Genomic DNA, 21,840 nt, shown 5'->3' on the forward strand with positions numbered 1-21,840 from the left:
TTACTCTTTCCAGCTCGCAAGCGCGTTGACCGCGGCGACGGTGATGGCGGACCCGCCAAGGCGGCCTTTTACGATCATCGACGGTACCGGCAGGTCTTCCATCAGCGCCTCTTTCGATTCCATCGCGCCGACAAAGCCCACCGGGCAGCCGATGATGGCGGCGGGGCGGGGGCAGGCGGGATCCTTGAGCATGTTCAAAAGATGGAACAGCGCGGTCGGGGCATTGCCGATGGCGACCACGGCGCCGTCCAGTTTCGGGCGCCACAGTTCCAGCGCCGCCGCCGAGCGGGTGTTGGCCATTTCCTTGGCCATGTCCGGCACCTTGGGGTCGCGCAGGGTGCAGATCACCTCGTTGTCCGCGGGCAGGCGCGGGCGGGTGATGCCTTCGGAAACCATATAGGCGTCACACAGGATCGGCGCACCCTTGGCGAGTGCGGCGCGGGCGGTTTCGGCCATGCCCTCGGAAAAGCGCACGTGCTCTTCCAGCCCCACCATGCCGGCGGCGTGGATCATGCGCACGACGACGCTTTCCTCGTCCTTGCTGAAGCGGGCGAGGTCGGCTTCGCGGCGGATGGTGGCAAAGCTTTCGGCGTAGATCGCGGCGCCGTTGGTTTCATAGGTGTGGAGCATGTCAGCTGCCCTCTGTCAGAAGTTCGGGAGCGGCGCGCAGGTCAGCGGCGCTCAGGTGGGTCTTTAGCGGCTGATCCGCGGCTGTGCCATTGCGGATCAGGGAGAAGTCGTCTGTGCCGGTGGCGGTCAGGGTGAGCGGGGCGGGGCCGGGGCAGGCGCAGCCCTTGGCGCAGCCGGACAGGTGCAGCTTGGTGCCTGCCGGGACATGCGGCGCGAGTTCGCGGGCGAGGTCGCGGGTGGCGGACAGCGCCTGCAGGCAGCCGGGGGCTCCGGTGCAGGCGACCACTTGCAGGCGCGGATCCGTGGCGTCAAGGATCAGGCCGGGCAGGGCCGGGAGGGTTCCGGCGCCTTCCACCAGCAGCATCCGCCACGGGGTGAGCCGGATGCCGCCGTGGTCCGCCAGCTGTTCGAGCGTGGCCGCGGGCATCTGGCCGAACTCCAAAGCGGCGAGTGTTCCAGCGGCAACAGCGCCCGGTTTTGCGCGGAAGCTGGCCTTTGCCACCGGTGCGGCATGCGCCGCCGGCGGGCCGCGGCGCGCGATGAGACGGTGCATCCTGCCACGGCCTTCGGGCGCGCCGCCCTGGTCAAGGAACCAGCGGGCCAGTGCGAGGGCTTCGCCGGCGGCGGATTCACGTGTGACGGGCTTGCCTGTTTCCGCACCGTCGGCGCGCAGGATCAGGGTTCCGCCTGTGCGTTCGATGCGGATATCGGCGGAGGTGTCCTGCAGCACGGGTGTTTCACCGCAGTCCACGGCGAGTCCGAATTTTCCCGGCAGGGACAGGCCGGTGTCCGCGGTCAATGCGGCGCTGAGCTCCGTGGCCACGGCGCGGGTGTCATCATGCCCGGTCCAGAAGGGGGCGAGGAGCACGTTGCGCCGGGCTTCGGCATTTGCATCCGGGTCGATCAGGCCGAGATCGCGCAGCCCTGCGATCAATTCCTCATGGGCGTCCTCGCGGATACCGCGCATTTGCAGGTTTGCACGGGCGGAGATGTCGAGGAGGCCGTTACCGAATTCCTGCGAAAGCCTTGCCACACCGCGCGCTTGGTTAACCGACAATTTACCAAGCGGCGCACGAATCCGCACAACCAGTCCGTCGCCGGACATCATCGGGCGCAGGGCGCCGGGGCACCAGCCGTAGACCTTGGGTTCAGCGGCGCCACTCATGCGGCGCCCTCCAGATCGGCCATGATCGAATTGCGCCGGGTGCTCCAGAGGCCCGCATCAAACAGCGCCCGGAAGCGGTCGCGCATCGCTTGCAGCGCCGCCGGGTTTTCGCGCTCCATGAAGTCGACCAGATCGCCGCGGCCCAAAGTGGCCTCGAAGTAGAGGTCGAACAGATGCGGCTGCACCACCTGCGCCAGATGCGCAAAGGCGGCCATGTGGTCGAGGGTGGCGGCGATCTCGGCAGCACCTCGGAAGCCGTGGTTCATCATCGAGGTGGCCCAGGCCGGGTTGGCGGCGCGGGCGCGGGTGACGCGGGCGATTTCCTCGCCCAGCGAACGCGCCTGCGGCTTGTCCGGACGGGTGGCGTCGAGGTGATAGAGCGCGGGCGCAGCCTGGCCGATGCGGGCCATGGCGGCGGCAAAGCCGGCCTCATGCGCGGCGTAGTCCGAGGCGACCAGCAGGTCGGTTTCCGGCAGATCCTGCAGGTGCACGAAGCTGTCAGCGCCTTGCAGCCGGGTTTCCAGCGCCTCGCGCGCATCGCTGATTGCTCCCTTGGCGTCGATCGCGTGCGAAGAGGCATTGAGCCAGGCTTCCCCTGCCGCGGCGCGGGCCTCGTCGGTGTAGTCGTCCAGATGCGGGTTCATCGACAGGCCGTACTGGCCCGGCTTGGGGCCGAACACGCGCGGGGTCTCGGTGAGGTAGGGGTTGTCCGCCGGGGCCTCCTCGCGCCGGGCGAGGGCGGCAGCGGCGGTTTCGAACATCTGGGCGAGGCCGGGGAAGACGTCGCGGAACAGGCCGGACACCCGCAGGGTCACGTCAATGCGCGGGCGGTTCAGCATCGAGAGCGGCAGCACCTCGAAGCCGGAGACGCGTTCGGAGCCTTCGTCCCACTTGGGCGCCAGCCCGGCAAGGTGCAGCGCCATCGCAAATTCCTCGCCCGCCGTGCGCATGGTGGCGGAGCCCCAGAGGTCGATCACCAGCCCCTTGGGCCAGTCGCCGTGGTCCTGAAGGTGGCGGCGCAGCAGCTCTTCTGCCAGTTTGACCCCTTGCGCATGCGCCGCCCGCGACGGCACCGCCCGCGGGTCGGTGGTAAAGAGGTTGCGCCCCGTTGGGATCACGTCCGAGCGGCCGCGGAACGGCGAGCCGGAGGGGCCGGGGGGGACGATCTTGCCGTCTAAGGCCGCAATCAGCCCGGCGCGTTCCTCCGCCCCGCACTGGCCGGTGCCGAAGATGTGCAGGCCCTCGCCGTACTGGCTTTCCTTGATGTCACAGACAAAGGCGTCGATGCGGGTGATCGCCTCGGCAGGGGAGGCATCGGGAGTGAGGCCGAGGTCGGCCTCGACGCCGGTGCCCTGCGCCTCGGCGCGGATATCGCCGATCAGGCGGTCGCGGCGGGCCGGATCAAGGCCGTCGGCGGTAGAGTATTCGTCGAGCAGGCTTTCAAGACGCGCCATGCCCTCAGGCAGGCTGGTCTGCGCCAGGGGGGGCGGCAGGTGGCCGAGGGTGACGGCGCCGATGCGGCGCTTGGCCTGGGCGGCCTCGCCCGGGTCGTTGACGATGAAGGGGTAGGCAACGGGCAGCGGCCCGGTCAGCACCTCGGGCCAGCATTGCCCCGACAGCGCCACCGCTTTGCCCGGCAGCCATTCCAGCGTGCCGTGGGCGCCGATGTGGACGAGGGCGTCTGCCTGGGAGCGCAGCCACAGGTAAAAGGCCGCATAGGCGTGGCGCGGGGTGCGGTCGAGGTCGTGGTAGTCATCGACGCGGGTTTTCACCTCGCCGCGCTCTGGCTGCAGCGCGACCAATGCGTTGCCTGCGCGCAGGGCCTTGAAATGAAAGGCGCCATCGCGGCAGTCCGCGTCTTCTTCCGGGCTGCCCCAGGCTTCGGCCAGCATGCCCTGAAGGTCTTGCGGCAGGGCGGCGAGCGCAGCCTTGTAGTCAGAAAGGGGGACGCTCAGCGTCTCCTCCATCAGCCGCAGCCCGGTGTTTTCGAGTGCGCCTACAGCGTAGCCCTGTGCCGCCAGCGCGCGCAGGATCTCGTCGCAGGAGGCCAGCGCGTCCAGCCCCACGGCATGCGCGAGGTTGTGGTCGCGGCCTGGATAGGTCGACAGGATCAGGGCGAGGCGCTTATCCGCATTCGGCAGTCTTGCCAGACGCAGCCAGCCCTCGACGCGGTCGACTGCAGCCTTGATGCGGTCCGCATCGGCGCGGTGGGCGAAGCGGGAGTATTGCAGGTCCGGGTCTTTCCTGCCCGGCGATTTGAAGCTGACGACGCCTGCAAAGATGCGGCCGTCGACCTCGGGCAGAACCACATGCATGGCCAGATCAGCCGGAGAGAGGCCGCGGCCGGCCTCGGCCCAGTCCTTCTTGCGGGCGGTGGAGAGGGCGATCTGAAAGACCGGACAGCCGGTGGCGGAGAGCGGCGAGGTGCTGCCGTCGGTGCCCTGCGCTGAAAACGCGGTGGCGTTGACGATGGCGGCCGGGGCCAGTTCCGGGAGCTTTGCGCGCAGCCAGTCTGCGGCGGCGGGCGTCTTGAGACTGGCGGCAAAAACGCCGTAAGCCGCGTAGCCGCGGCCCCGCAGTTCCGCGATCAGGGCATCGACCGGGGCGGTATCGGCAGCTGTGAGGTAGGAGCGGTAGAAACTCACCAGCACCAGCGGTTTGTCCTGTGCGGACAGGTCTGCCAGAACGCCCTTGGATGGGTCGTAGAAGCCATGCTCGGGCATGGACTTGAGGCCAAGCACCGGGCCTGCGTAAAGGCCGGCTGCCAGCGACAGCTGCGCCAGTGCAGCCTGCGCCGCAACCGCACCGCCTGCATCGCAGAGCGCCTGCAGCCGGCGCAGGGTGGAAACGGGCAGGGTGGACAGCTCATCAAGCCGCGCGTCCTCGCGCCCGTCGGCGGGGAGGATGGCCAGTGCAATGCCCTTGCGGCGGGCCAGATCCTGCAGGGTGGCCAGGCCGTAGGACCAATAGCTTTCACCGCCGATCAGGCGGACGAGGATGCCCTTGGCGCCCTCCAGCGTCTGTTCCGCGTAGACGTCGACCGACAGCGGGTGCTTCAGCGCCACCAGATTGGCGAGGCGCAGGGAGGGCAGCTTGCCGTCCGCGCGGTGCCAGCCCGCCGCGAAGGCGCCGAGGTCGCTGTCGGAGAAGGACAGCACCACAAGGTCCGCAGGCGTCTGCCCGAGGTCCTGCGGGGTGTCGGTCTCGTCAAGGCCGTGGCTTTCGCGGAAGACGACGTGCATGGGTCAGGCCCTTTCGGAAAGAAGAGCAGAGGGCAGCGCCCGGCCTCGGGAGGAAGCGAAGCGCCCTCCCGTCAAACCAAAGGTTTGCCCCTGGCAAAACGGGGAGGTCGGGCGCTGCCCGGCGTTGCCGCCGGGCGAAACGTTTGAAGTTTCGCTTTGGCGCATCTGCTTACGCCCCCAGCTCGGCGCGGATGGCCTGTTCGTCGATGTTGTCATGCTCGGCGATGACCACCAGGGCGGTCTTGCGCGGCTGCGCGCCCCAGGGCTGGTCGTACTGGGCGCGCAAACGCTCGCCCACGGCCTGAACCAGCATCCGCATCGGCTTTCCTTCCACCGCGACATAGCCTTTGACGCGCAGGATATTGCGTTCGCGGGCGAGTTTCACGATGGCATTCTGCAGCGCTTCCGGGTCGGAGACTTCGCCCAATTCGACAACGATGCTTTCAAAATCGTCATGCTCGTGGTCGTGGTGGCCGTCGTGGTGGCTGGGGCGGGCGTCGAGATCGTCCTCAGCCGCCGCGCCGAGGCCCAGGATGATGCGCGGGTCGATGACGCCTTCGCTCATCGGCAGGATCGGCAGCTTGCGCGGCGCCTCGGCTTCGATCACGGCGCGGGCCTTCTCGACGCCTTCGTCGCCGGCCAGGTCGGCCTTGGACAGCAGCACGATGTCGGCGCAGGAGATCTGGTCCTCGAATACCTCGCTGAGCGGGGTTTCGTGGTCGATGCTGTCATCCGCTTCGCGCTGGGCCTGCACGGCGTCGAGATCGGGGGCAAACTGGCCCTTGGCGACCGCTTCAGCGTCCGCCAGCGCGATCACGCCGTCGACGGTGATGCGGGAGCGGATCGCGGGCCAGTCAAAGGCCTTGAGCAGCGGCTTGGGCAGGGCCAGGCCGGAGGTTTCGATCACGATGTGATCGGGCTTTTCCGGCAGCGCCATCAATTGCTCGATGGTGGGGATGAAGTCATCCGCCACTGTGCAGCAGATGCAGCCGTTGGCCAGCTCCATGATGTTCTCCGCCGGGCAGTTGTCGTCGGCACAGGATTTAAGGATGTCGCCGTCGACTCCGGCAGTGCCGAACTCGTTCACCACCACCGCCAGGCGCTTGCCCTGGGGATTCTGCATCAGGTGGCGGATCAGCGTGGTTTTCCCTGCGCCAAGGAAGCCGGTGATGACGGTGACGGGGATCTTGTTGAGGTCGCTCATGATTACTCCTCGGAGAAGAACTTGGCCGGCGGGATGCGGGCAACGGATTGCTTGCGGAAGGTCTGCGGCCGCTCGCGCCAGGGCACGAGGCCGTCGGCGGTGGCGGCATAGGCTGCAGCGCCTTCCAGGATTTCGGGAACATGCTGGTCCGGGTCGAGGTCGCCGTAGACATAAGTCCAGCGCTCCGCGCCGCCGACCAGTGCAACGGCACAGCCGCGTTTGCAGGAGGACAGGCATTCAACACCGCGCAAGGCGACGCCTGCGGGCATTCCGGCCTCTTCCAGCGCGGCGTGCAGGACAGCGCCCGGACGGGCAGCCTCGGGATCGGCGCCGTCGCGGCGGCAGGTGAGGCATACGGTCAGCGTGACCGGTCCCGGGGTGCTGGCGGGGGTAACCGCCTGATCGTCAGCCATCGGCGCGTCTCCTGTCGCGGCAGGGCGTGCGGGATGGCCGAAAAGGGGCGGCAGCGTGCCAGCCCCTCAACCGGTCGCGGAACACCCCGCCCGCCCGTTGATCTCTCACACGCTGGCAGGTCTCCCGGCTTGCGGATGCCAAGGCCAGCGCCTTGCCGGCCATCCTGCCTTCCCGGGGTCTCTCCCAGTGGCATGGCGGCCTCATCCGGTCACGGTCGCGGGGGCGGCTGTGCTTGAGCACCCATCGGATATGGGGGCCTTCACATTCCCTCTTCGCCTGCATTTGCAGGAACCAGCGAAACCCCCTTGCGCTATCGTGCCCTTCTTTGTCAAGACATGGGGTCAAACAGCTGGAGAGCCCTTATGAGCGAAAAGCCCGAAACCGGCATTTCGGAAGCGGAAGCCGCCCGCCACGCGTCGAAGATGGCCAAGAAGAAAGCCGCCCGCGACCGGATGATGAAGACGAAGGAAGGCGAGAAGGGCCTGATCATCGTCCACACCGGGCCGGGCAAGGGGAAATCCTCGTCCGGGTTCGGCATGATCATGCGCTGCATCGCGCACGGGATGCCGTCCGCCGTGGTGCAGTTCATCAAGGGCGCCTGGCAGACCGGCGAGCGCACGCTGATCGAGGAGAACTTCAGCGATCTGTGCCAGTTCTATGCGATGGGCGAAGGCTTTACCTGGGAGACGCAGGACAAGGCGCGTGACATTGCCGCCGCCCAGAAAGGCTGGGAAAAGGCCAAGGAGATGATCCTGGACGAGCGCAACACCATGGTGCTGCTGGACGAGATCAACATCGCGCTGCGCTATGAGTATCTGGATCTCGAGGAGGTGCTGGAGTTCCTGGTGGAGCAGAAGCCGCCGATGACCCATGTGGTGCTGACCGGCCGCAACGCCAAGGAAGAGCTGATCGAGATCGCCGATCTGGTGACAGAGATGGGCCAGATCAAGCATCCGTTCCGCGCCGGAGTAAAGGCGCAGAAGGGCGTCGAGTTTTAAAGCTGAGGGCGAAGCCTGCCTGGGTAGGCGCAAAAGCGCCTGCCGGGGGCAGGCAGGCGCCGCCCGGCGGTGCCGCCGGGCAGCTCATCATTTATGCGGCGAGCTGTGCGGCCTTGCCTTGAATGTAGGCATCCACCGCTGCGCGCTGGGCCTCATCCAGTCGCAGGCCCAGCTTGGTGCGCCGCCACAGGTAGTCATCGCCCGCGCGCACCCATTCGCGGGCAATGGCCCAGTCAAGCTCCTGCGCGGTGATGGTCGCGCCAAAGTCCTGCCCCAGATCAGCGGCGGTTTTGGCATCGCCCAGCACCTCCCAGGCCTCGGTGCCATAGGCGCGGATCATCCGGCCCGCCCAATAGGGCGTCAGGAACGGGTAGTCCGCAGCCAGTCTGGTCTTCAACGTTTCCACATCCGCCACCGCGAAATCGCCGCCGGGCAGGGCGACGCCTGCGGTCCAGTCGCCGGGCAGCTGCGGGAATACCTCGCCAATCTTGGCCAGTGCCGCCTCGGCCAGTTTGCGGTAGGTGGTGATCTTGCCGCCAAAGACGTTGAGCAAAGGCGCCTGCGCCTGATCCAGCGTCAGCACGTATTCCCGGGTGGCCGCGGTGGCGGAGCTGGCACCGTCGTCATACAGAGGGCGGACGCCGGAATAGGTCCATACGATATCTTCGCGGCTCAATGGCTTCTCGAAATATTGCGATGCAAAATCAATCAGATAATCCTGCTCGGACTCGGTGCACTGCGGTCTTGTCTCCGGATCCGGGTGGTCGGCGTCAGTGGTGCCGATCAGGGTGAAATCCTGCTCATAGGGAATGGCAAAGATGATCCGCCCGTCCGTTCCCTGGAAGAAATAGCAGCGGCCGTGGTCGAAAAGTTTCGGCACCACGATATGGCTGCCGCGCACCAGGCGCACGTTTTCGCGGCTGTTCTGGCCCAGCTTCTGATGCAGCACGTCGGCCACCCAGGGACCACCCGCGTTGACCAGCATCTTCGCGCGGTGTTCCTGCTCCTCGCCGCTGGCGTGGTCCCTGGTGCGGATCACCCAGTGGCCTGCATGGCGCTCCGCTGACAGCACCTCGGTCCGGGTCAGGATTTCGGCGCCGCGGGCCTGCGCGTCGCGGGCGTTCAGCATCACCAGGCGGGCGTCCTCGATCCAGCAGTCAGAGTACTCAAATGCGGTTTTGAACTTGTCTTTCAGCGGTCTGCCTGCCGGATCGGCTGCCAGGTCCAGCTTGGCGGTGCCGGGCAGGATGCCGCGTTTGCCAAGGGAATCATACAGAAACAGCCCCAGACGGATCAGCCAGGCCGGGCGGCGGCCCTTCATCCAGGGCATGAAGGTTGTCAGGAGTTTCGACGTCGGCGTTTCGCTGTCAAACCGCATGTCCGTGTGAAACGGCAGCACAAAGCGCATCGGCCAGGAGATGTGCGGCATTGCCTTCAAGAGCACCTCGCGCTCGATCAGCGCCTCGCGGACCAGCCGGAATTCGAAATATTCCAGATAGCGCAGCCCCCCGTGGAACAGTTTGGTCGAGGCGGAGGAGGTGGCGGAGGCGAGATCGTTCATCTCGGCCAGCATCACCGAAAGGCCGCGGCCGGCGGCGTCGCGGGCGATGCCGCAGCCGTTGATGCCGCCGCCGATGATGAAAAGATCCGTAACGGGCGTGTCAGTCATTTTCGCTGCTTTCGTTTTGCGCGGCGGTTAGAATCCGGGTGCCGGCGGCCTGCGCTGCCTCGGCGAATTCGTCCGGCACCGGGCGGTCGGTGATCACCACGTCCAGTTCTGCCACGTCACAGATGCGCACCGGGGCGGAGCGGGAGAACTTGCTGCCGTCGCAGACGAGCACTTTTTGCCGGGCGTTCTTCAGGATCGCGCGGGCGACCGAGACTTCGCGGGCGTCGTGGTCCATCACCGCACCGTCGGCATCCAGCGCAGAGGCGCCGATGACCGCAAAATCGACCTTGTAGCGGGAGATGAACTCCACCGCGTCCTCGCCCACAATGGCGCCGTCGCTTTGCCGCACGGTGCCGCCGGCCAGGATCAGCTCCTTGGCCTGGCCGCCCATCATCATGCTGATAATGTTGATGTTGTTGGACAGAACCGTCAGCCCGCGGTGGCCGGAGAGTGCCCGCGCCACTTGTTCGGTGGAAGTGCCGATATTGAGGGTGAGCGAGCAGTTGTCGGGGATCAGCTCGGCGGCCGCGGCGGCCATCATCTGTTTGCCGCTTGCGTTCAGCTTGCGCCGGTCGGCGTAATCCTGGCTGGCCGCGGAGCTGAGCCGGACCGCGCCGCCATGCACGCGGGACAGCGCGCCGCGCGCCGACAGGTCCCGCAGGTCCGCCCGCACCGTCTGCAAGGACACGCCAAAGCGGCGGGAGAGATCCTCGACCTCGACCCGGTCCTGCCGGTTCAGCAGCGAGACAATTTCGTTCTGACGGCTGGAGGCATCCATTTGCTTTCCTTTCGGTGCGATTCAATAGCGTAATGCGCGCGGAGAGTCACGATATGTTTTCGTAACTGTTTCGTCAGCACTTAAAACGAAAAAGGCGCGCCCTTCGAGGCGCGCCTTGGACGACACTATCCGGCAGGGCTCAGGTGAGCGGGATCAGGTGGTTGTCCCAGGCGGGGCCTGCGCGGAGCAGCGGCTGATTGCCCTTGTCCGAGATTGCGAAAAACTGGCCGTTGCCAGTGCTGGCAGTGAAGCCGCCGGCGGAGGCGGAGAGGCCGCAGACATCAGTCATATGGTGCTCCTGCAGCAGCGCGCCGGACACCGTGTCCATCACTTGCAGCACCCCGCCGCGCGGGGAGGTGACGCCGATCTGCGAGCCATCGGCGGAAAACGCGATGGAGCCGCCGTAGCCCTGCATGTTCAGCACCCGCGCGTCGTCTTCCGCCAGCAGGCGCGGGGCGCTACCGGGGCGGTGCAGGCCGGCAGTGGGGACCTGTTCGCCCAGATCGCCTTGCCATTGCATGGCAAACCCGACGGTGCCGTCATCGCGCATGGCAAGGTGCCGGATCGAGTTCAGGTGCAGTTCCGGGGGCAGCTCCACCTGCTCCTGCAGGGTGCCGTCAACGCTCAGGTAGCTGAGGTTCGGGCGCATGTCCGGCAGGTTCAGCTTGGCACGGCCGCTGTCGGGGTGGGTCTCGATCCCGCCGTTGGCGATGACCAGCCCCGGCGCATCGCGGCGCAGCATCATGTCGTGCGGGCCGATGCCGCCCGACGGGAAAGACGCGATGCGCTTGTAGCCGCCTGCCGCGTCCCAGACGCCGATCACGCCACGGGCGCCTTCGAAGTCATTTTCGGTGGTGAAAAGGCATCTGCCGTCGGAAGAGAATGTGCCGTGGCCATAGAAGTGATGGCCCGCCGGGGGCTGCAGCCGGGCGATGGCAGCTCCTGTGCGGCAGTCGATCACATCGGCAAAGCGGCCCGGGCGGCGGGCAAAGGCGACGGCTTCGGGCCGGACCGGGTGCGCGGCTGCCGCATGGCCGCGGCCGGGCAGCGGGTGGAGGAACAGGATTCCGCCTGTGTCCGAGAGGCCGGCAAGGATAAAGCTTCCGCTGCGGTCCCTGCCTGCCGACAGAAAGGACGGGCTGCCTGCGCTGGCCCAGGTGGCATGCGGGGCAAGAGAGCTGGCCAGCAGGCCTGCCAGAAATCCGCGGCGGCAGGTCATCAGTCCCCGTCCAGAGCGTTGAAACCCGCGGCGACGCCAAGTGCCGGGCCGAGCCGTTCGGAGATCAGTGCGCGCAGGTCCCTGACATCCTGGCGCAGCGCTTCAATGCGGATGCGGGAGGCCGGCTCTGCGACGCCGGCAAGGACGGGGTCGTCCAGCGCCTCCGCGCGGGTGCGGGCCTTTTCGAACCCATGCGAGAGGTCAGCTGCGAGATCGGCGTCCTCCTGCGCCAGAGCCAGCGCCAGCCGCTCGAGCGCCTGCAGCGAGACCAGCACGTGATGAAGGCTGCGGCCGGAGCGGCGGGCCTCGGCACGGTTGGGCCGCGGCGTGTCGAAGGTGCCCAGCGGGCGGCCGAGGCGGACGTCGTCCAGCACCTGCAGGCCCGTAGTGAGGGCCTTGAGCAGTTCCTGGGCGATTTCGCCCTCGCTTTGATAGCGGCTGGCAGGGCTGCGCATTTCGGCGGCGTAGTCTTCTGTCCAGTCCTGGCTGATGGCCGCTGCTGTGGCCGCGATATCAGTGCTGATCGCGCGGGTCAGGGTGCAGCGGTAGTCCGCGCTGCCTGCAGCAGAAAGCTGCGGATCGTAAAGCAGGTACTCCAGCGCGTAGAAACCGCGTGCGGCGATCGAGTAGCCGGCGAATTGCGCCGGGTCCGAGATGCCGGGGTCTTCCTTGCGGATCAGGTTGCCAAGCGCCTTGGGGGTTTTGCCGCGGGTGTCGGGCCAGAAGGCCAGCGCAAAGGCACGGCTGTCGGTTTCCGTCGGCCCGAAACGGTAGTGGCTGGCAGCGATCCAGGAGTCGAAGGCGTCGCCGTAGGCGGTGCGCAGCGGTTCGGACGTGGGGGAGCAGCCGGCCTGGGCGGCCTGAGACAGCGCCTTGGTCTCCCTGGCCAGGTCCTGAAAGGCCGGCAGGATCTGCTGATCGGTGATCCGTGCCGAAAGCTCGGACGCTCCTGCAGGCGCAGCGGCAAGGGCCAGGCAAAGGGCAAGGGCGCGCATCAGAGGCTCTCCAGAAAAGTGATCAGGGCGGCGCGGTCCTCGGGAGGGAGGTCCGCGACGCGGCTCTTGGCAGCTTCCGCCTCGCCGCCGTGCCACAAGATCGCCTCCAGCAGGCTGCGGGCACGGCCATCGTGCAGGAAGGTGGCCCGTGGCGACACCTGCTGTGTCAGACCGATCCCCCATAGCGGCGCGGTGCGCCATTCGCGGCCGGTGGCACGGGCTTCGGGGCGGTTATCAGCCAGGCCCTCGCCCATGTCGTGCAGCAGGAGATCGGTGTAGGGCCAGATCAGCTGGAAGCTCTGCTCCGGGCGGTCGGCCAGCCGGTGGGTCACGTATTTCGGCACGTGGCAGGACGCGCAGCCCGCATCGTAGAACACCTGCTTGCCGTGCAGGACTTGCGGGCCGGCGGTGTTGCGGCGGGCGGGTACACCCAGATTGCGGCTGTAGAAGGTGACCAGATCCATGTTGGGCTGGTCGATCTCGGTTTCACGGGAATCACCGCCGCCGTGCGGGGCGGATTGGCAGGCGGTTTGCAGGTCTGTGCATTCGCCCGCGTGCGCCGGCAGCAGCGGAGTGGAGATGCCGATGTCGCCGGAGAATGCGCCTGCGGATTGCTGATGCACGGTCGGCGCGCCGGCCTTGAGCCCGAAGCGGCCCAGCATGATGCGGTTGAACTCCTGCGACCAGACCAGGTTGGCGCGGCCGGAAATGCCGTCGCTGTCCGCATCGTCCTCATCCGCATGGGCGAGGATATCGGCGGCGGGGATTGCCTCCAGCAGGCCGAGGCCGATCATCGGCGGGGCCACGCGGGGGGAGAGCATGGCGCCCTCGGCCAGCGGTCCGTAGCCCAGGTTGGCAGCGGTGTAGCGGGGACGGCGCAGAGTGGCGGTTTCGCCGCCGCTCAGGGCGACCTCGAATTCCTCGTACCCGACCTGCAGCTTGTATTCCGGGGCAATGCCGGGGGTAGAGAAATCCTGCAGCTGGGTGCCGTAATTCGGATCGGGTGCCGTGCCGATATAGTCGCTGATTTCCTGCAGCTCCGGCGGCACCGGGCCGGGGGTGGACACGCGCAGGAACATGGAGGCTGAGGCATAGTCCGGCTGCCCCGGCACATGGCCGCGGCCGTCCTTCAGGTGGCAGCGCTGGCAGGAGCGGGCGTTATACAGCGGTCCGAGCCCGTCGGACGCCTTGGTGGAGGCGGGCGAAAACACCCAGATCTTCTTGAACAGCCCGTTGCCCAGCTTGAATTCCAGCTCCTGCTCGAAACTGAGGTTGGCGGAATGCTGGGAAAATGCCTCGTCATCCGTCCGGGCGCGCACGGTGGCGGCGCCGGCGGGCAGATCCTCGAACCGTTCCGGCATGGCGAAATCGGTGGCGGGGGCTGTCACGGCCGCGATGCGGGCGCGTTCGGCACTGGTGCGGGGGAGGGGGGAGAGGTGCGGCTCTGCCTGGTACCGGCTGGCCAGATCCAGCGCCGCAAGCGGGGTGGCCGCCGCAAACGCGGCAGCCAGCGTGAGTTCAGTCTTCCACCTCTTCCATCTTGGTGGCGTTGAGCTGGGCATAGTTTTCGGCACCGATCCGGTCATGCAGTTCAAGCTGCGTTTCGAGGAAATCGATATGGCCTTCTTCATCCGCCATCAGCTCTTCAAACAGCTTTTGCGAAACGTAATCGCCTGCCTTGTTGCAGGCTTCGCGGGCTTCCTTGTAGAGCGCGCGGGCGTCCACTTCGGCGGCAAGGTCGCATTCGAGGGTTTCTTTCGGCGTCTGTCCGATCCGCAGCGGGTCCAGTTTCTGCAGGTTGGGGTGGCCGCCGAGGAACAATATCCTTTCAATCAATTTGTCCGCGTGCTGCATCTCCTCGATGCTTTCCTCGCGGCTTTTCTTGGCCATGCTGCCCAGGCCCCAATCGTCCTGCAGCCGGTAGTGCAGCCAGTACTGGCTGACCGCGGTCAGCTCATGGCGCAGCGCTTTGTTGAGATAGTCGATGACCTTGGCGTCGCCCTTCATTGCTTTTCTCCCCAATTGATGCTGCGCGTAAATTCGTAAGCTGCGCAGGTACTTCCAGATTACTGCTGGAACGCATCGTGTCGAGGAAAAGCGGCATGCAGCCGCCGCAATCAGCGGTTTTCCCCAGGGCGTGATAGATCTTGCCAGGGGTGATTATCGTTTCAGGGTCGGCATTTCGCATCCAGTCGATGGCTGCGCGGATGTCGTGATCCGAAATATTCGTGCAGTGGCAAACGATCATGCAGCTGCGTCCTTGCCCGGCGGCCTGAATGGCCAAGTGATTCCGTTGGGAAATATATCTGACAGATTTGCTGGGGATTCAAGGGGTATCCAGAGTAAAATGCTTGGGAATGTGGCGTGAGGCGGCAACTCGCCTGAAAAAGGGGGCCGCAAAGCGCGGCCCCGAGTGGGTGCTGTTCGGGGGATGCCCAACCTCACCGAGGGAAGACTCAGGTGCCCAGCGGCAGGACCAGGTTCACGCCGAGAACGGTGCTTTTGATGCCGGCCTCGTCGGTGCGGGCCAGGCCGCCGCTGACGGTGGCGCCGTTTGCGAATTCGTAATCGGCACCGATGGTGATCAGGTCGGTCTCGCCGGAGGTGTCGAGATCGCGGTGGACCAGGCCGCCGGACAGGGTCACGCTGCCGATGGCGTAGGCGCCGGTCAGAGTGGCATAAAGCGCGTCATCGGCGCTGCCCCCGGCGTTGGAGAAGGAGGCCGCTTCGCCGTAAAGATCGAAACCGCCATCGAAGGAATGGGCGAAGCCTGCAACAAAGCCCTGCTCGTCATCCGCATCGCCGGTGCCCGCACTCAGGTGGCGGGCGCCTATGTGAAAGCGGGTGCTGCCGGTTTCCTGCGCCCATTGGATGGCGAAATTGTCCAGCTCGCCGGTATTGCCTGCGCCGCCATCGGCGGTGGTGGTGCGGCCGCGGTCATAGCCGATGGAGCGGCTGAGGCCGGAATCATCGGCGTAGAACACGCCGAACGACAGGGTGCCCGCGCCGGCCAGCTCGACGTCTGCCAGGATCCCGATCTGCTCGGCCAGTTCGTAATTCTCGGCAATGGAGCTGCCGAAGTAGCCGGCCGCGTCGTCCCAGGCGGTGCCGAAGACAGGATGCAGTTTGCCCACTGAAACGGTTGTGGACCCGCCGATGCCGAAGGAGACGCCGAGCTCTTCGATATAGACGCCCATATCGTCAAAGGTGCGGTCATCGGTGGCGTCGGTCAGAGACTCGGCGGTGACGGTGGCAAAGAGTCCCGCGCCGTTGCCAAAGCTATAGGCGCCGGAGGCGGTGATCACGGCAAAGGTGTCGCGGATCTCGGCAGCGGCGTCATCGGAGGACAGCACGCTTTCATTGGCAAGCTCGATCTCGCCTTCCCAGCTGAATCCCTGGGCCAGGGCGGCGTTTGCGCACAGGAAGACGGGGGCGCTGAGGGCCAGCGCCGCGGAAGTTTTGATTTTCATGGGGAATTCTTCTTTCTGCTGAAGGGCCTGGCCGCTAATGGCAGCCGGGCCCCGTCATTTTGGTTTTGTTATGTTATTACGTAGCGAAGTCTTATTCAAAGACTGCCGAGGGGTTGTCAAGGCTGTCAGAGCCCTCGATGGCAACACCGTCCAGTTTCAGCGTGGCCACGACACGCTCGATCGAGCGGGTCTGCTCGATCAGCCCGTTGACGCCGCCCATCACCAGCGCTTCGCCGGCTGTGCTGCCCTGGGCCAGCATCTGGTCGTAGGAAAAGCCGGCTTCGGCCGCGGTCTTGATGCGGCCAAGTGCGAGCATGGTGTCGGACAGCTTGCCGCGCATTTCGGCGTCCAGGCCGGAGTCCTTGGCCGCCACCAGGTCCGACAGGGACGGGCCGGAAACCAGTTCCCCGTTCACCCGGACATATTCACCCAGATAGACGTTCTGCACGCCGAGGCCGTCATAGTAATGGCTGTTGTGGGTGTTGTCGGAGAAGCAATCGTGCTCTTCCTCAGGGTCGTTCAGCATCAGTCCCAGGCGCATCCGCTCACCGGCCTGTTCGCCGTAGGACAGCGAGCCCATGCCGGTCAGCATCGCGGTAATGCCGGCGTTTTCATCGGCCAGCAGCGCGGTGCGGGCTTCCCCCCCGGCGCTCCACTGGGCGGTGATCCACTCCAGGTCGGAGATCAGCAGCTCGGTGGCCGCCTGCAGGTATTCGCCGCGGCGGCCGCAATTGCCGCCGGTGCAGGCGCCGCCTTCAGCGTAGTCGGTCCAGGGGCGGTCGCCGGCGCCATGTTCGGTGCCCTTCAGGTCCTGGCCCCACAGCAGGAATTCGATGGCGTGGTAGCCGGTGGCGACGTTGGCTTCAATGCCGTCGGCCTCATGCAGGGCGCCTTGCAGCAGCTCCGGCGTGATCTTGGCGGCGTCGACCGCCTTGCCCGACAGCTCAAAGCTGGGGTTGGCGATCACGTTCAGCGCCGCCAGGGTGTTTTCCTCGGTCGGGCCGCCATAGGAGGCGTCGACATAGTCGATCAGGCCCTCGTCCAGCGGCCAGGCGTTCACCTTGCCTTCCCAGTCGTCGACGATGGCGTTGCCGAAGCGGAAGACCTCGGACTGCTGATAGGGCACCCGGGCGGCGATCCAGGCAGCGCGGGCGGCTTCCAGGTTTTCGGCGGAGGGGCGGGCAACCAGTTCGTCAACGGCGGCCTTCAGCACCTGCGCGGTGGCAAGGCTGTCCTGGTATTTGGCTTCGGCGATATTGGCGTAGGTGGTCAGCACCGCGGCCTTGTCGGCGGCAAGCGCGGCAGTGGTGCCAAAGGTCAGTCCGGCCAGGGCCGTGCCTGCGAGAAACAGGGTTTTCATTATGTGCGTCCTTGGTTCGTGTAAACTCAGTGAAGAGTGGCGGCGGCGGGCCGGACCGGTTGCGGCGGCGGCTGAACGCCCATGATCTGCTGCATCAGCAGACCGCAACCGGAGGCCAGCCGGGCCAGCTCCTGCGCGTTGCGCGGGGTGACGATCAGCGAGGCGAGGATATGCGCGTCGTCCTGCTGGCCTGCGGCCGCACAGGCCAGCAGATTGGCAAAACAGTTTTCATCCGCGCCCAGGCACTTGCAGGTCATGCCGTGGCGCACCAGCGGTCGGCGGCCGTGGGTGGCGCAGAAGTTGCAAAGGCGGCCAAAGGCCTCGAACGCGGCTTCGGCCACCTCCGGGCCGAAATTCACCTCGAAGTCGCGGCGCATCTGCTCGCGGGTCCCGGCGCCGGAAAACCAGTGGCGCAGGTAGATCACGGCGCCCGCTTCCAGCGGCGGCAGGTCGGACAGGGTGCCGACGGTCACGCCGCCGCGGGGAGGGGTCTGCGCAAGGTTCATGCCGGTCTGCTCACTTGGTCAGGATCAGCTTGCCCGCGCGGGTGATGCGCAGCGAATAGATCTGGCCGTTGAGCAGGATGCGGGCCTGCACGCCGCCGCGGGTCAAATCCTCGGCGTGGTAGGTGGGGAAAACTTCGGTGGTTGCGGTGGTCGGGACCGGCTTGGAGGCAATCTGGTTCATGTCTTTCGCCCATTGCTGAATTCCGCCCTGTCCAGAAGCCATTCCAGACAAAAACCGGACAGAGCGCCGGACGGTGCAAAGACCTGCGGCCACAACTGGCGCATGTCCTCCGGGTCCAGCTCCTTGACTTGAGGGCCGCGGGGGCGGCTGTCTCCGTTCGGCATGGGGGCGATCTCGGTTGATTAAACGTCACTCGGGCTCGCCCGATCCGAGTCAGGCTGGCTGGAATGCCGTATTCCTGAATTAATTGCTCGGGTATGTCAATCCGAGTTTTTTAGTCGGAATTGATTTTCCGCCTAGCAGGGGCCAGTTTATGGTCTGGGGTTGCAGGGGATCACTCCGACAACTCGCCGATCAGGAAGTCCAAGAACAGCCGGACCCGCTGCGGCAGGTGACGGCGGTCCTGATACACCAGATAGAGGGCAAGGCTGTCAGGCACGCCGTCCGGCAGCGGTCCCAGCTGCAGGGCGCCGCGGGTCAGGCTGGCGGCGCAGAGGGGTTCCGGCAGACAGGCGCGGGCGATGCCCGCCAGGACCAGTTCATGCGCCAGCTCAAGGGAGTGGCAGTAAACGCGGCCGGGCTGCGGCGAGCTGGACAAATGGCGGGCCAGAGGTCCCAGAATGGGCAGGCTGTGATCCCCGGCCCGGCCGGGCGGGGCGGCCAGGACAACCGGTGTCCTGGACAAGAGCCGGGCAATCACGCCGCTGCCGCCGGGGCGGTTGCCGCGCAAGGCGGCATCTACCGCATCGCGGAGGAAATCGGCAGGTTCGTCACTGACGGTCACGTCCAGAGACACCTGCGGATGGAGCTCCAGAAACCGGCGGCACAGCGCGGCAAGCCGCGCCGCAGGAAAGGCTGAAGGGACCGACAGGCGGACCGTTCCCTCAGCGCTGCCTGCGGCGGACACCAGGGCGCGGGCGGCCTCGATCTCCTCCAGCCCGGCGCGGCACCGTTCCAGAAACAGAGCCCCTTCGGGCGTCAGCGCAACCCGGCGCGTGGTGCGCTCCAGCAGCCGCACCCCCAGGCTGTCTTCCAGCGCGCGCACCCGGCTGGTGACCGTGGAGGGCGGCAGCCCCAGCCGCCGCGCTGCCTTGGCAAAGCTGAGCTGGCCGGCCACTTCGGCAAAGGTCTCGATGGTTTGAAGGCTGCTCATTAAACGTAATTCCCGTTTAGTACGTTCGAAATAATGCGGATAATATGCCCGGTGTCGAGTGGCTAGGGTTTCGGCACCACAATGGAGGTGCGGATGAAACGACGTGAATTTCTGAAGCTCGGCAGCGCCGGGCTGGCGGCGGGGCTGTGCCCGGCGGTTGCCCGCAGCAATGAGACCGGTGCGCAGGTGCGGTGGCTGGGCGGAGCGACCCTTGAAATCGAGGCGGCAGGGCTGCGGATCCTTGCCGATCCCTGCCTGGGAGAGGGGGCGGAAGCCTTTGTGATGGGGGACCCGAACGAGATGTTCGATATGGCCAAGGGCCCGGCCATCAAGCCGCACGCGCGGCTGACACCCTTCCCGGGGCTGGCGCATGCGCGGTATGATCTGGTGCTGCTGAGCCACGCGCATGAGGATCACTTTGACCAGGCGGCGCAGGCCTGGCTGGACCGGCGGACGCCGCTGCTGGCGCCGGAGCATGACACCGCAGCGCTGGCGGACCGGGGCTTTGCCGCTCAGGCGCTGTCACATGGCGGCGTCCGCCGTTTCGACGGGCCGCTAGGCCGGGTGACGGTCACCGCCGTGCCAGCCGTGCATTCGCTGAATCCGCAGGTCTCTGCGGTGCTGGGCATGGGCAACGGTTATCTGATCGAGGTGAAAGCCGGCGGGCAGCATCAGCGCATCTATTGGGCGGGCGACAGCTTTGATGCGGAGCCGGTCTCTGCTGCGCTGGCCGGGCTGGAGGCACCGGATCTGTTCATTCCGCATATTGGCGCGGTTGGCGGCGGCGGTTCGCTGGGGCAGATCTCCATGACCTGCGCCCAGGCGGCGGAGTTTGCCGCACGGCTGGCCCCCAAAGCGGTGCTGCCGGTGCATCACTCGACCTATGCGCTGTACCGGGAGGGGCCGGAGGGCCTGCGCGCCAGCCATGCGGCAACTGCGCCAGACTGGCAATTGCTGCTGCCCGCGGAAGGGGCGCGGATCGCGCTTTGACAAGGAAAAGGCCGCTCTTCAGGAGCGGCCTTTGCTACTGCCGGGCAAGGCAGCTCAGTCGCGGGTGCCGGAGAAGCGGCCCTGCCATTCCTCGCGCTGCTCGTCGGTGATCTTGGCAAACAGCACCTCCGGCACGGTGAAACCGTGCCCCGCGGGCAGGGCGGAGAGGGCTGCCGCCACATCCTCCGGCCAGCTGCGGTCGTCCGAGTTCAGCGCCGCCATCAGCGTGTCCGATGCCTGCGGGATAAAGGGGGCGGAGAGCACTGCGTACAGCCGGATCAGGTTCAGGCCGAGGCGCACCTGCGCGGCGGCGCGCACGGGGTCTTCCTTGAACACCGACCAGGGGGCGGCGGATTGCAGGTATTCGTTGCCGGCAACCCAGACCGCCCGCAGTTCCTGCGCCGACTTGCGCACCTCCATCGCCTCCATGTGGCCCTCGTAGGCCCGGATGCGGGTGGTCAGCTCGTCAATCAGTGCCTGCTCCTGCGGCCCGTATTCGCCGCCAGCGGGAACCTGCTCGCCGAACTTGGAGCGGCAGAATTTGGTGATGCGGGAAACGAAGTTGCCCAGCACGTCGGCCAGGTCCTTGTTCACCGACTGCTGGAAGTTCTCCCAGGTGAATTCGGAATCACTGCTTTCCGGGGCGTGGCTCAGCAGCCACCAGCGCCAGTAGTCAGCCGGAAGGATCTCCAGCGCCTGATCCATGAACACGCCGCGGCCCTGGCTGGTGGAGAACTGGCCGCCGTCGTAATTCAGGTAGTTGAAGGATTTCAGGTGGTCGACCATCTTCCACGGCTCGCCCGAGCCGAGGATGGTGGCCGGGAACGACAGGGTGTGGAAGGGAACGTTGTCCTTGCCCATGAACTGGACGTATTTGACGTCTTCCGCGCCTTTGTCGGTGCGCCACCAGCGCTGCCAGTCGGCGTCAGGTCTGCCGTTTGCATCGGCCCATTCGCGGGAGGCTGCAATGTATTCGATCGGCGCGTCGAACCAGACGTAGAAGACCTTGCCTTCCATGCCGGGCCAGTCTTCATCGCCCTTCCGGACCGGCACGCCCCAGTCCAGATCGCGGGTGATGCCGCGGTCCTGCAGCCCGTCGCCGTCATGCAGCCATTTCTTGGCAATCGAGGTGGTCAGGATCGGCCAGTCCTTCTTGGAGTCGATCCAGGCGTCCAGCTGGTCCTTCAGCTGCGACTGGCACAGATAGAGGTGCTTGGTCTCGCGCACTTCCAGGTCGGTGGAGCCGGACACGGCGGAGCGCGGGTTGATCAGGTCTGTGGGGTCCAGCTGCTTGGTGCATTCCTCGCACTGGTCGCCGCGGGCGCGCTCATAGCCGCAGTTGGGGCAGGTGCCCTCGATGTAGCGGTCGGGCAGGAAGCGGCCGTCGGCGTTGGAATAGACCTGCTTCTCGGTCACTTCGCGGATCAGTCCGGCCTCGGCCAGCTTGCCTGCGAAATGCTGGGTCAGCGCATGGTTCTGCGGGCTGGAGGAGCGGCCGAAATGGTCGAAGGACAGGGCAAAGCCTTTGGCGATTTCCGACTGGATGCCATGCATTTCAGCGCAGTATTCCGCCACCGGCTTGTCCGCCTTGGCGGCGGCCAGTTCGGCGGGGGTGCCGTGCTCGTCGGTGGCGCAGAGGAACATCACCTCGTTGCCGCGTCCGCGCTGGAACCGGGCGTAGAGGTCGGCCGGCAGCTGCGAGCCGACCAGGTTGCCCAGATGCTTGATCCCGTTGATGTAGGGGATCGCGGAAGTGATCAGAATGCGTGCCATGCCATCCATCCAGGTAATGCGTCAAAGGCCCGTCTACCGCATGGCGCAGGCGGCGGAAACCCCGCGTGCGTATTTCGGTGAAAATTGCGGGCG

General features: G+C 66.3%; 20 protein-coding genes and 1 riboswitch. Of the genes, 2 read left to right on the top strand and 18 right to left on the bottom strand.

Annotation, left to right across the window (positions count from 1 at the left end):
• The 5 genes from OKQ63_RS04775 to OKQ63_RS04795 form a co-directional block, all read right to left on the bottom strand.
• Window positions 1-630: a precorrin-8X methylmutase gene (locus OKQ63_RS04775; RefSeq protein ID WP_264212824.1), complete on the bottom strand. Its 630-nt coding sequence runs from the start codon at window positions 628-630 to the stop codon at window positions 1-3.
• A 1-nt stretch (window position 631) separates the two neighbouring features.
• Window positions 632-1,795, bottom strand: coding sequence for a precorrin-3B synthase (gene cobG / locus OKQ63_RS04780; protein WP_264212825.1), 1,164 nt, complete (start codon window positions 1,793-1,795; stop codon window positions 632-634).
• Entirely contained in the window at window positions 1,792-5,037 is a 3,246-nt protein-coding gene (cobN, locus tag OKQ63_RS04785; protein ID WP_264212826.1) for a cobaltochelatase subunit CobN, read from the bottom strand. Before cobN ends, cobG begins: the two co-directional genes overlap by 4 nt.
• A gap of 169 nt (window positions 5,038-5,206) precedes the next feature.
• Entirely contained in the window at window positions 5,207-6,241 is a 1,035-nt protein-coding gene (gene cobW / locus OKQ63_RS04790; RefSeq protein ID WP_264212827.1) for a cobalamin biosynthesis protein CobW, read from the bottom strand.
• A gap of 2 nt (window positions 6,242-6,243) precedes the next feature.
• Entirely contained in the window at window positions 6,244-6,654 is a 411-nt protein-coding gene (locus OKQ63_RS04795; RefSeq protein WP_264212828.1) for a DUF1636 domain-containing protein, read from the bottom strand.
• Window positions 6,655-6,751: 97 nt separating this feature from the next.
• Window positions 6,752-6,966, bottom strand: a riboswitch (cobalamin riboswitch).
• Window positions 6,967-7,017: 51 nt separating this feature from the next.
• On the opposite strand from OKQ63_RS04795, the gene cobO reads away from it, so the two are divergent.
• On the top strand, window positions 7,018-7,653 hold the full coding sequence (gene cobO, locus OKQ63_RS04800) for a cob(I)yrinic acid a,c-diamide adenosyltransferase (protein WP_264212829.1): 636 nt from the start codon (window positions 7,018-7,020) through the stop codon (window positions 7,651-7,653).
• Window positions 7,654-7,744: 91 nt separating this feature from the next.
• On the opposite strand, the gene glpD is transcribed toward cobO, so the two are convergent.
• From glpD to OKQ63_RS04860, 12 genes are all read right to left on the bottom strand, one after another.
• Entirely contained in the window at window positions 7,745-9,322 is a 1,578-nt protein-coding gene (glpD, locus tag OKQ63_RS04805; protein ID WP_264212830.1) for a glycerol-3-phosphate dehydrogenase, read from the bottom strand.
• A complete protein-coding gene (locus OKQ63_RS04810; protein ID WP_264212831.1) occupies window positions 9,315-10,100 on the bottom strand; it encodes a DeoR/GlpR family DNA-binding transcription regulator in 786 nt (261 codons plus the stop codon). Before OKQ63_RS04810 ends, glpD begins: the two co-directional genes overlap by 8 nt.
• A gap of 139 nt (window positions 10,101-10,239) precedes the next feature.
• On the bottom strand, window positions 10,240-11,319 hold the full coding sequence (locus OKQ63_RS04815) for a DUF1513 domain-containing protein (protein ID WP_264212832.1): 1,080 nt from the start codon (window positions 11,317-11,319) through the stop codon (window positions 10,240-10,242).
• Window positions 11,319-12,314: an imelysin family protein gene (locus tag OKQ63_RS04820; RefSeq protein ID WP_264212833.1), complete on the bottom strand. Its 996-nt coding sequence runs from the start codon at window positions 12,312-12,314 to the stop codon at window positions 11,319-11,321. The genes OKQ63_RS04815 and OKQ63_RS04820 overlap by 1 nt, the downstream gene beginning before the upstream one ends.
• A complete protein-coding gene (locus tag OKQ63_RS04825) occupies window positions 12,314-13,876 on the bottom strand; it encodes a di-heme oxidoreductase family protein (protein WP_264212834.1) in 1,563 nt (520 codons plus the stop codon). The genes OKQ63_RS04820 and OKQ63_RS04825 overlap by 1 nt, the downstream gene beginning before the upstream one ends.
• On the bottom strand, window positions 13,833-14,321 hold the full coding sequence (gene bfr / locus OKQ63_RS04830; protein ID WP_264212835.1) for a bacterioferritin: 489 nt from the start codon (window positions 14,319-14,321) through the stop codon (window positions 13,833-13,835). Before bfr ends, OKQ63_RS04825 begins: the two co-directional genes overlap by 44 nt.
• Window positions 14,269-14,562 carry a (2Fe-2S)-binding protein gene (locus tag OKQ63_RS04835; RefSeq protein ID WP_264212836.1) on the bottom strand — a complete coding sequence of 98 codons (294 nt, stop codon included), beginning with the start codon at window positions 14,560-14,562 and terminating at the stop codon, window positions 14,269-14,271. The genes bfr and OKQ63_RS04835 overlap by 53 nt, the downstream gene beginning before the upstream one ends.
• Before the next feature lie 208 nt (window positions 14,563-14,770).
• On the bottom strand, window positions 14,771-15,784 hold the full coding sequence (locus OKQ63_RS04840) for a porin (RefSeq protein ID WP_264212837.1): 1,014 nt from the start codon (window positions 15,782-15,784) through the stop codon (window positions 14,771-14,773).
• Between the two features lie 91 nt (window positions 15,785-15,875).
• Window positions 15,876-17,144, bottom strand: coding sequence for an imelysin family protein (locus tag OKQ63_RS04845; RefSeq protein ID WP_264212838.1), 1,269 nt, complete (start codon window positions 17,142-17,144; stop codon window positions 15,876-15,878).
• A 26-nt stretch (window positions 17,145-17,170) separates the two neighbouring features.
• Window positions 17,171-17,650, bottom strand: coding sequence for a hypothetical protein (locus OKQ63_RS04850; RefSeq protein WP_264212839.1), 480 nt, complete (start codon window positions 17,648-17,650; stop codon window positions 17,171-17,173).
• 10 nt (window positions 17,651-17,660) lie between these two features.
• Window positions 17,661-17,831, bottom strand: coding sequence for a hemin uptake protein HemP (gene hemP / locus OKQ63_RS04855; protein WP_008554566.1), 171 nt, complete (start codon window positions 17,829-17,831; stop codon window positions 17,661-17,663).
• A 334-nt stretch (window positions 17,832-18,165) separates the two neighbouring features.
• Window positions 18,166-18,984, bottom strand: a complete 819-nt coding sequence (locus tag OKQ63_RS04860) for a LysR family transcriptional regulator (RefSeq protein ID WP_264212840.1) — start codon at window positions 18,982-18,984, stop codon at window positions 18,166-18,168.
• A gap of 93 nt (window positions 18,985-19,077) precedes the next feature.
• Between OKQ63_RS04860 and OKQ63_RS04865 the strand changes: the two genes are divergently transcribed.
• Window positions 19,078-19,974, top strand: coding sequence for an MBL fold metallo-hydrolase (locus OKQ63_RS04865; protein ID WP_264212841.1), 897 nt, complete (start codon window positions 19,078-19,080; stop codon window positions 19,972-19,974).
• 54 nt (window positions 19,975-20,028) lie between these two features.
• Here OKQ63_RS04865 and metG read toward each other — a convergent pair whose 3' ends face one another.
• A complete protein-coding gene (metG, locus tag OKQ63_RS04870; RefSeq protein WP_264212842.1) occupies window positions 20,029-21,747 on the bottom strand; it encodes a methionine--tRNA ligase in 1,719 nt (572 codons plus the stop codon).
• Window positions 21,748-21,840: the final 93 nt, after the last annotated feature.

It is taken from the genome of Leisingera thetidis, assembly GCF_025857195.1.
In the GTDB taxonomy this organism is placed as follows: Bacteria; Pseudomonadota; Alphaproteobacteria; order Rhodobacterales; family Rhodobacteraceae; genus Leisingera; species Leisingera thetidis.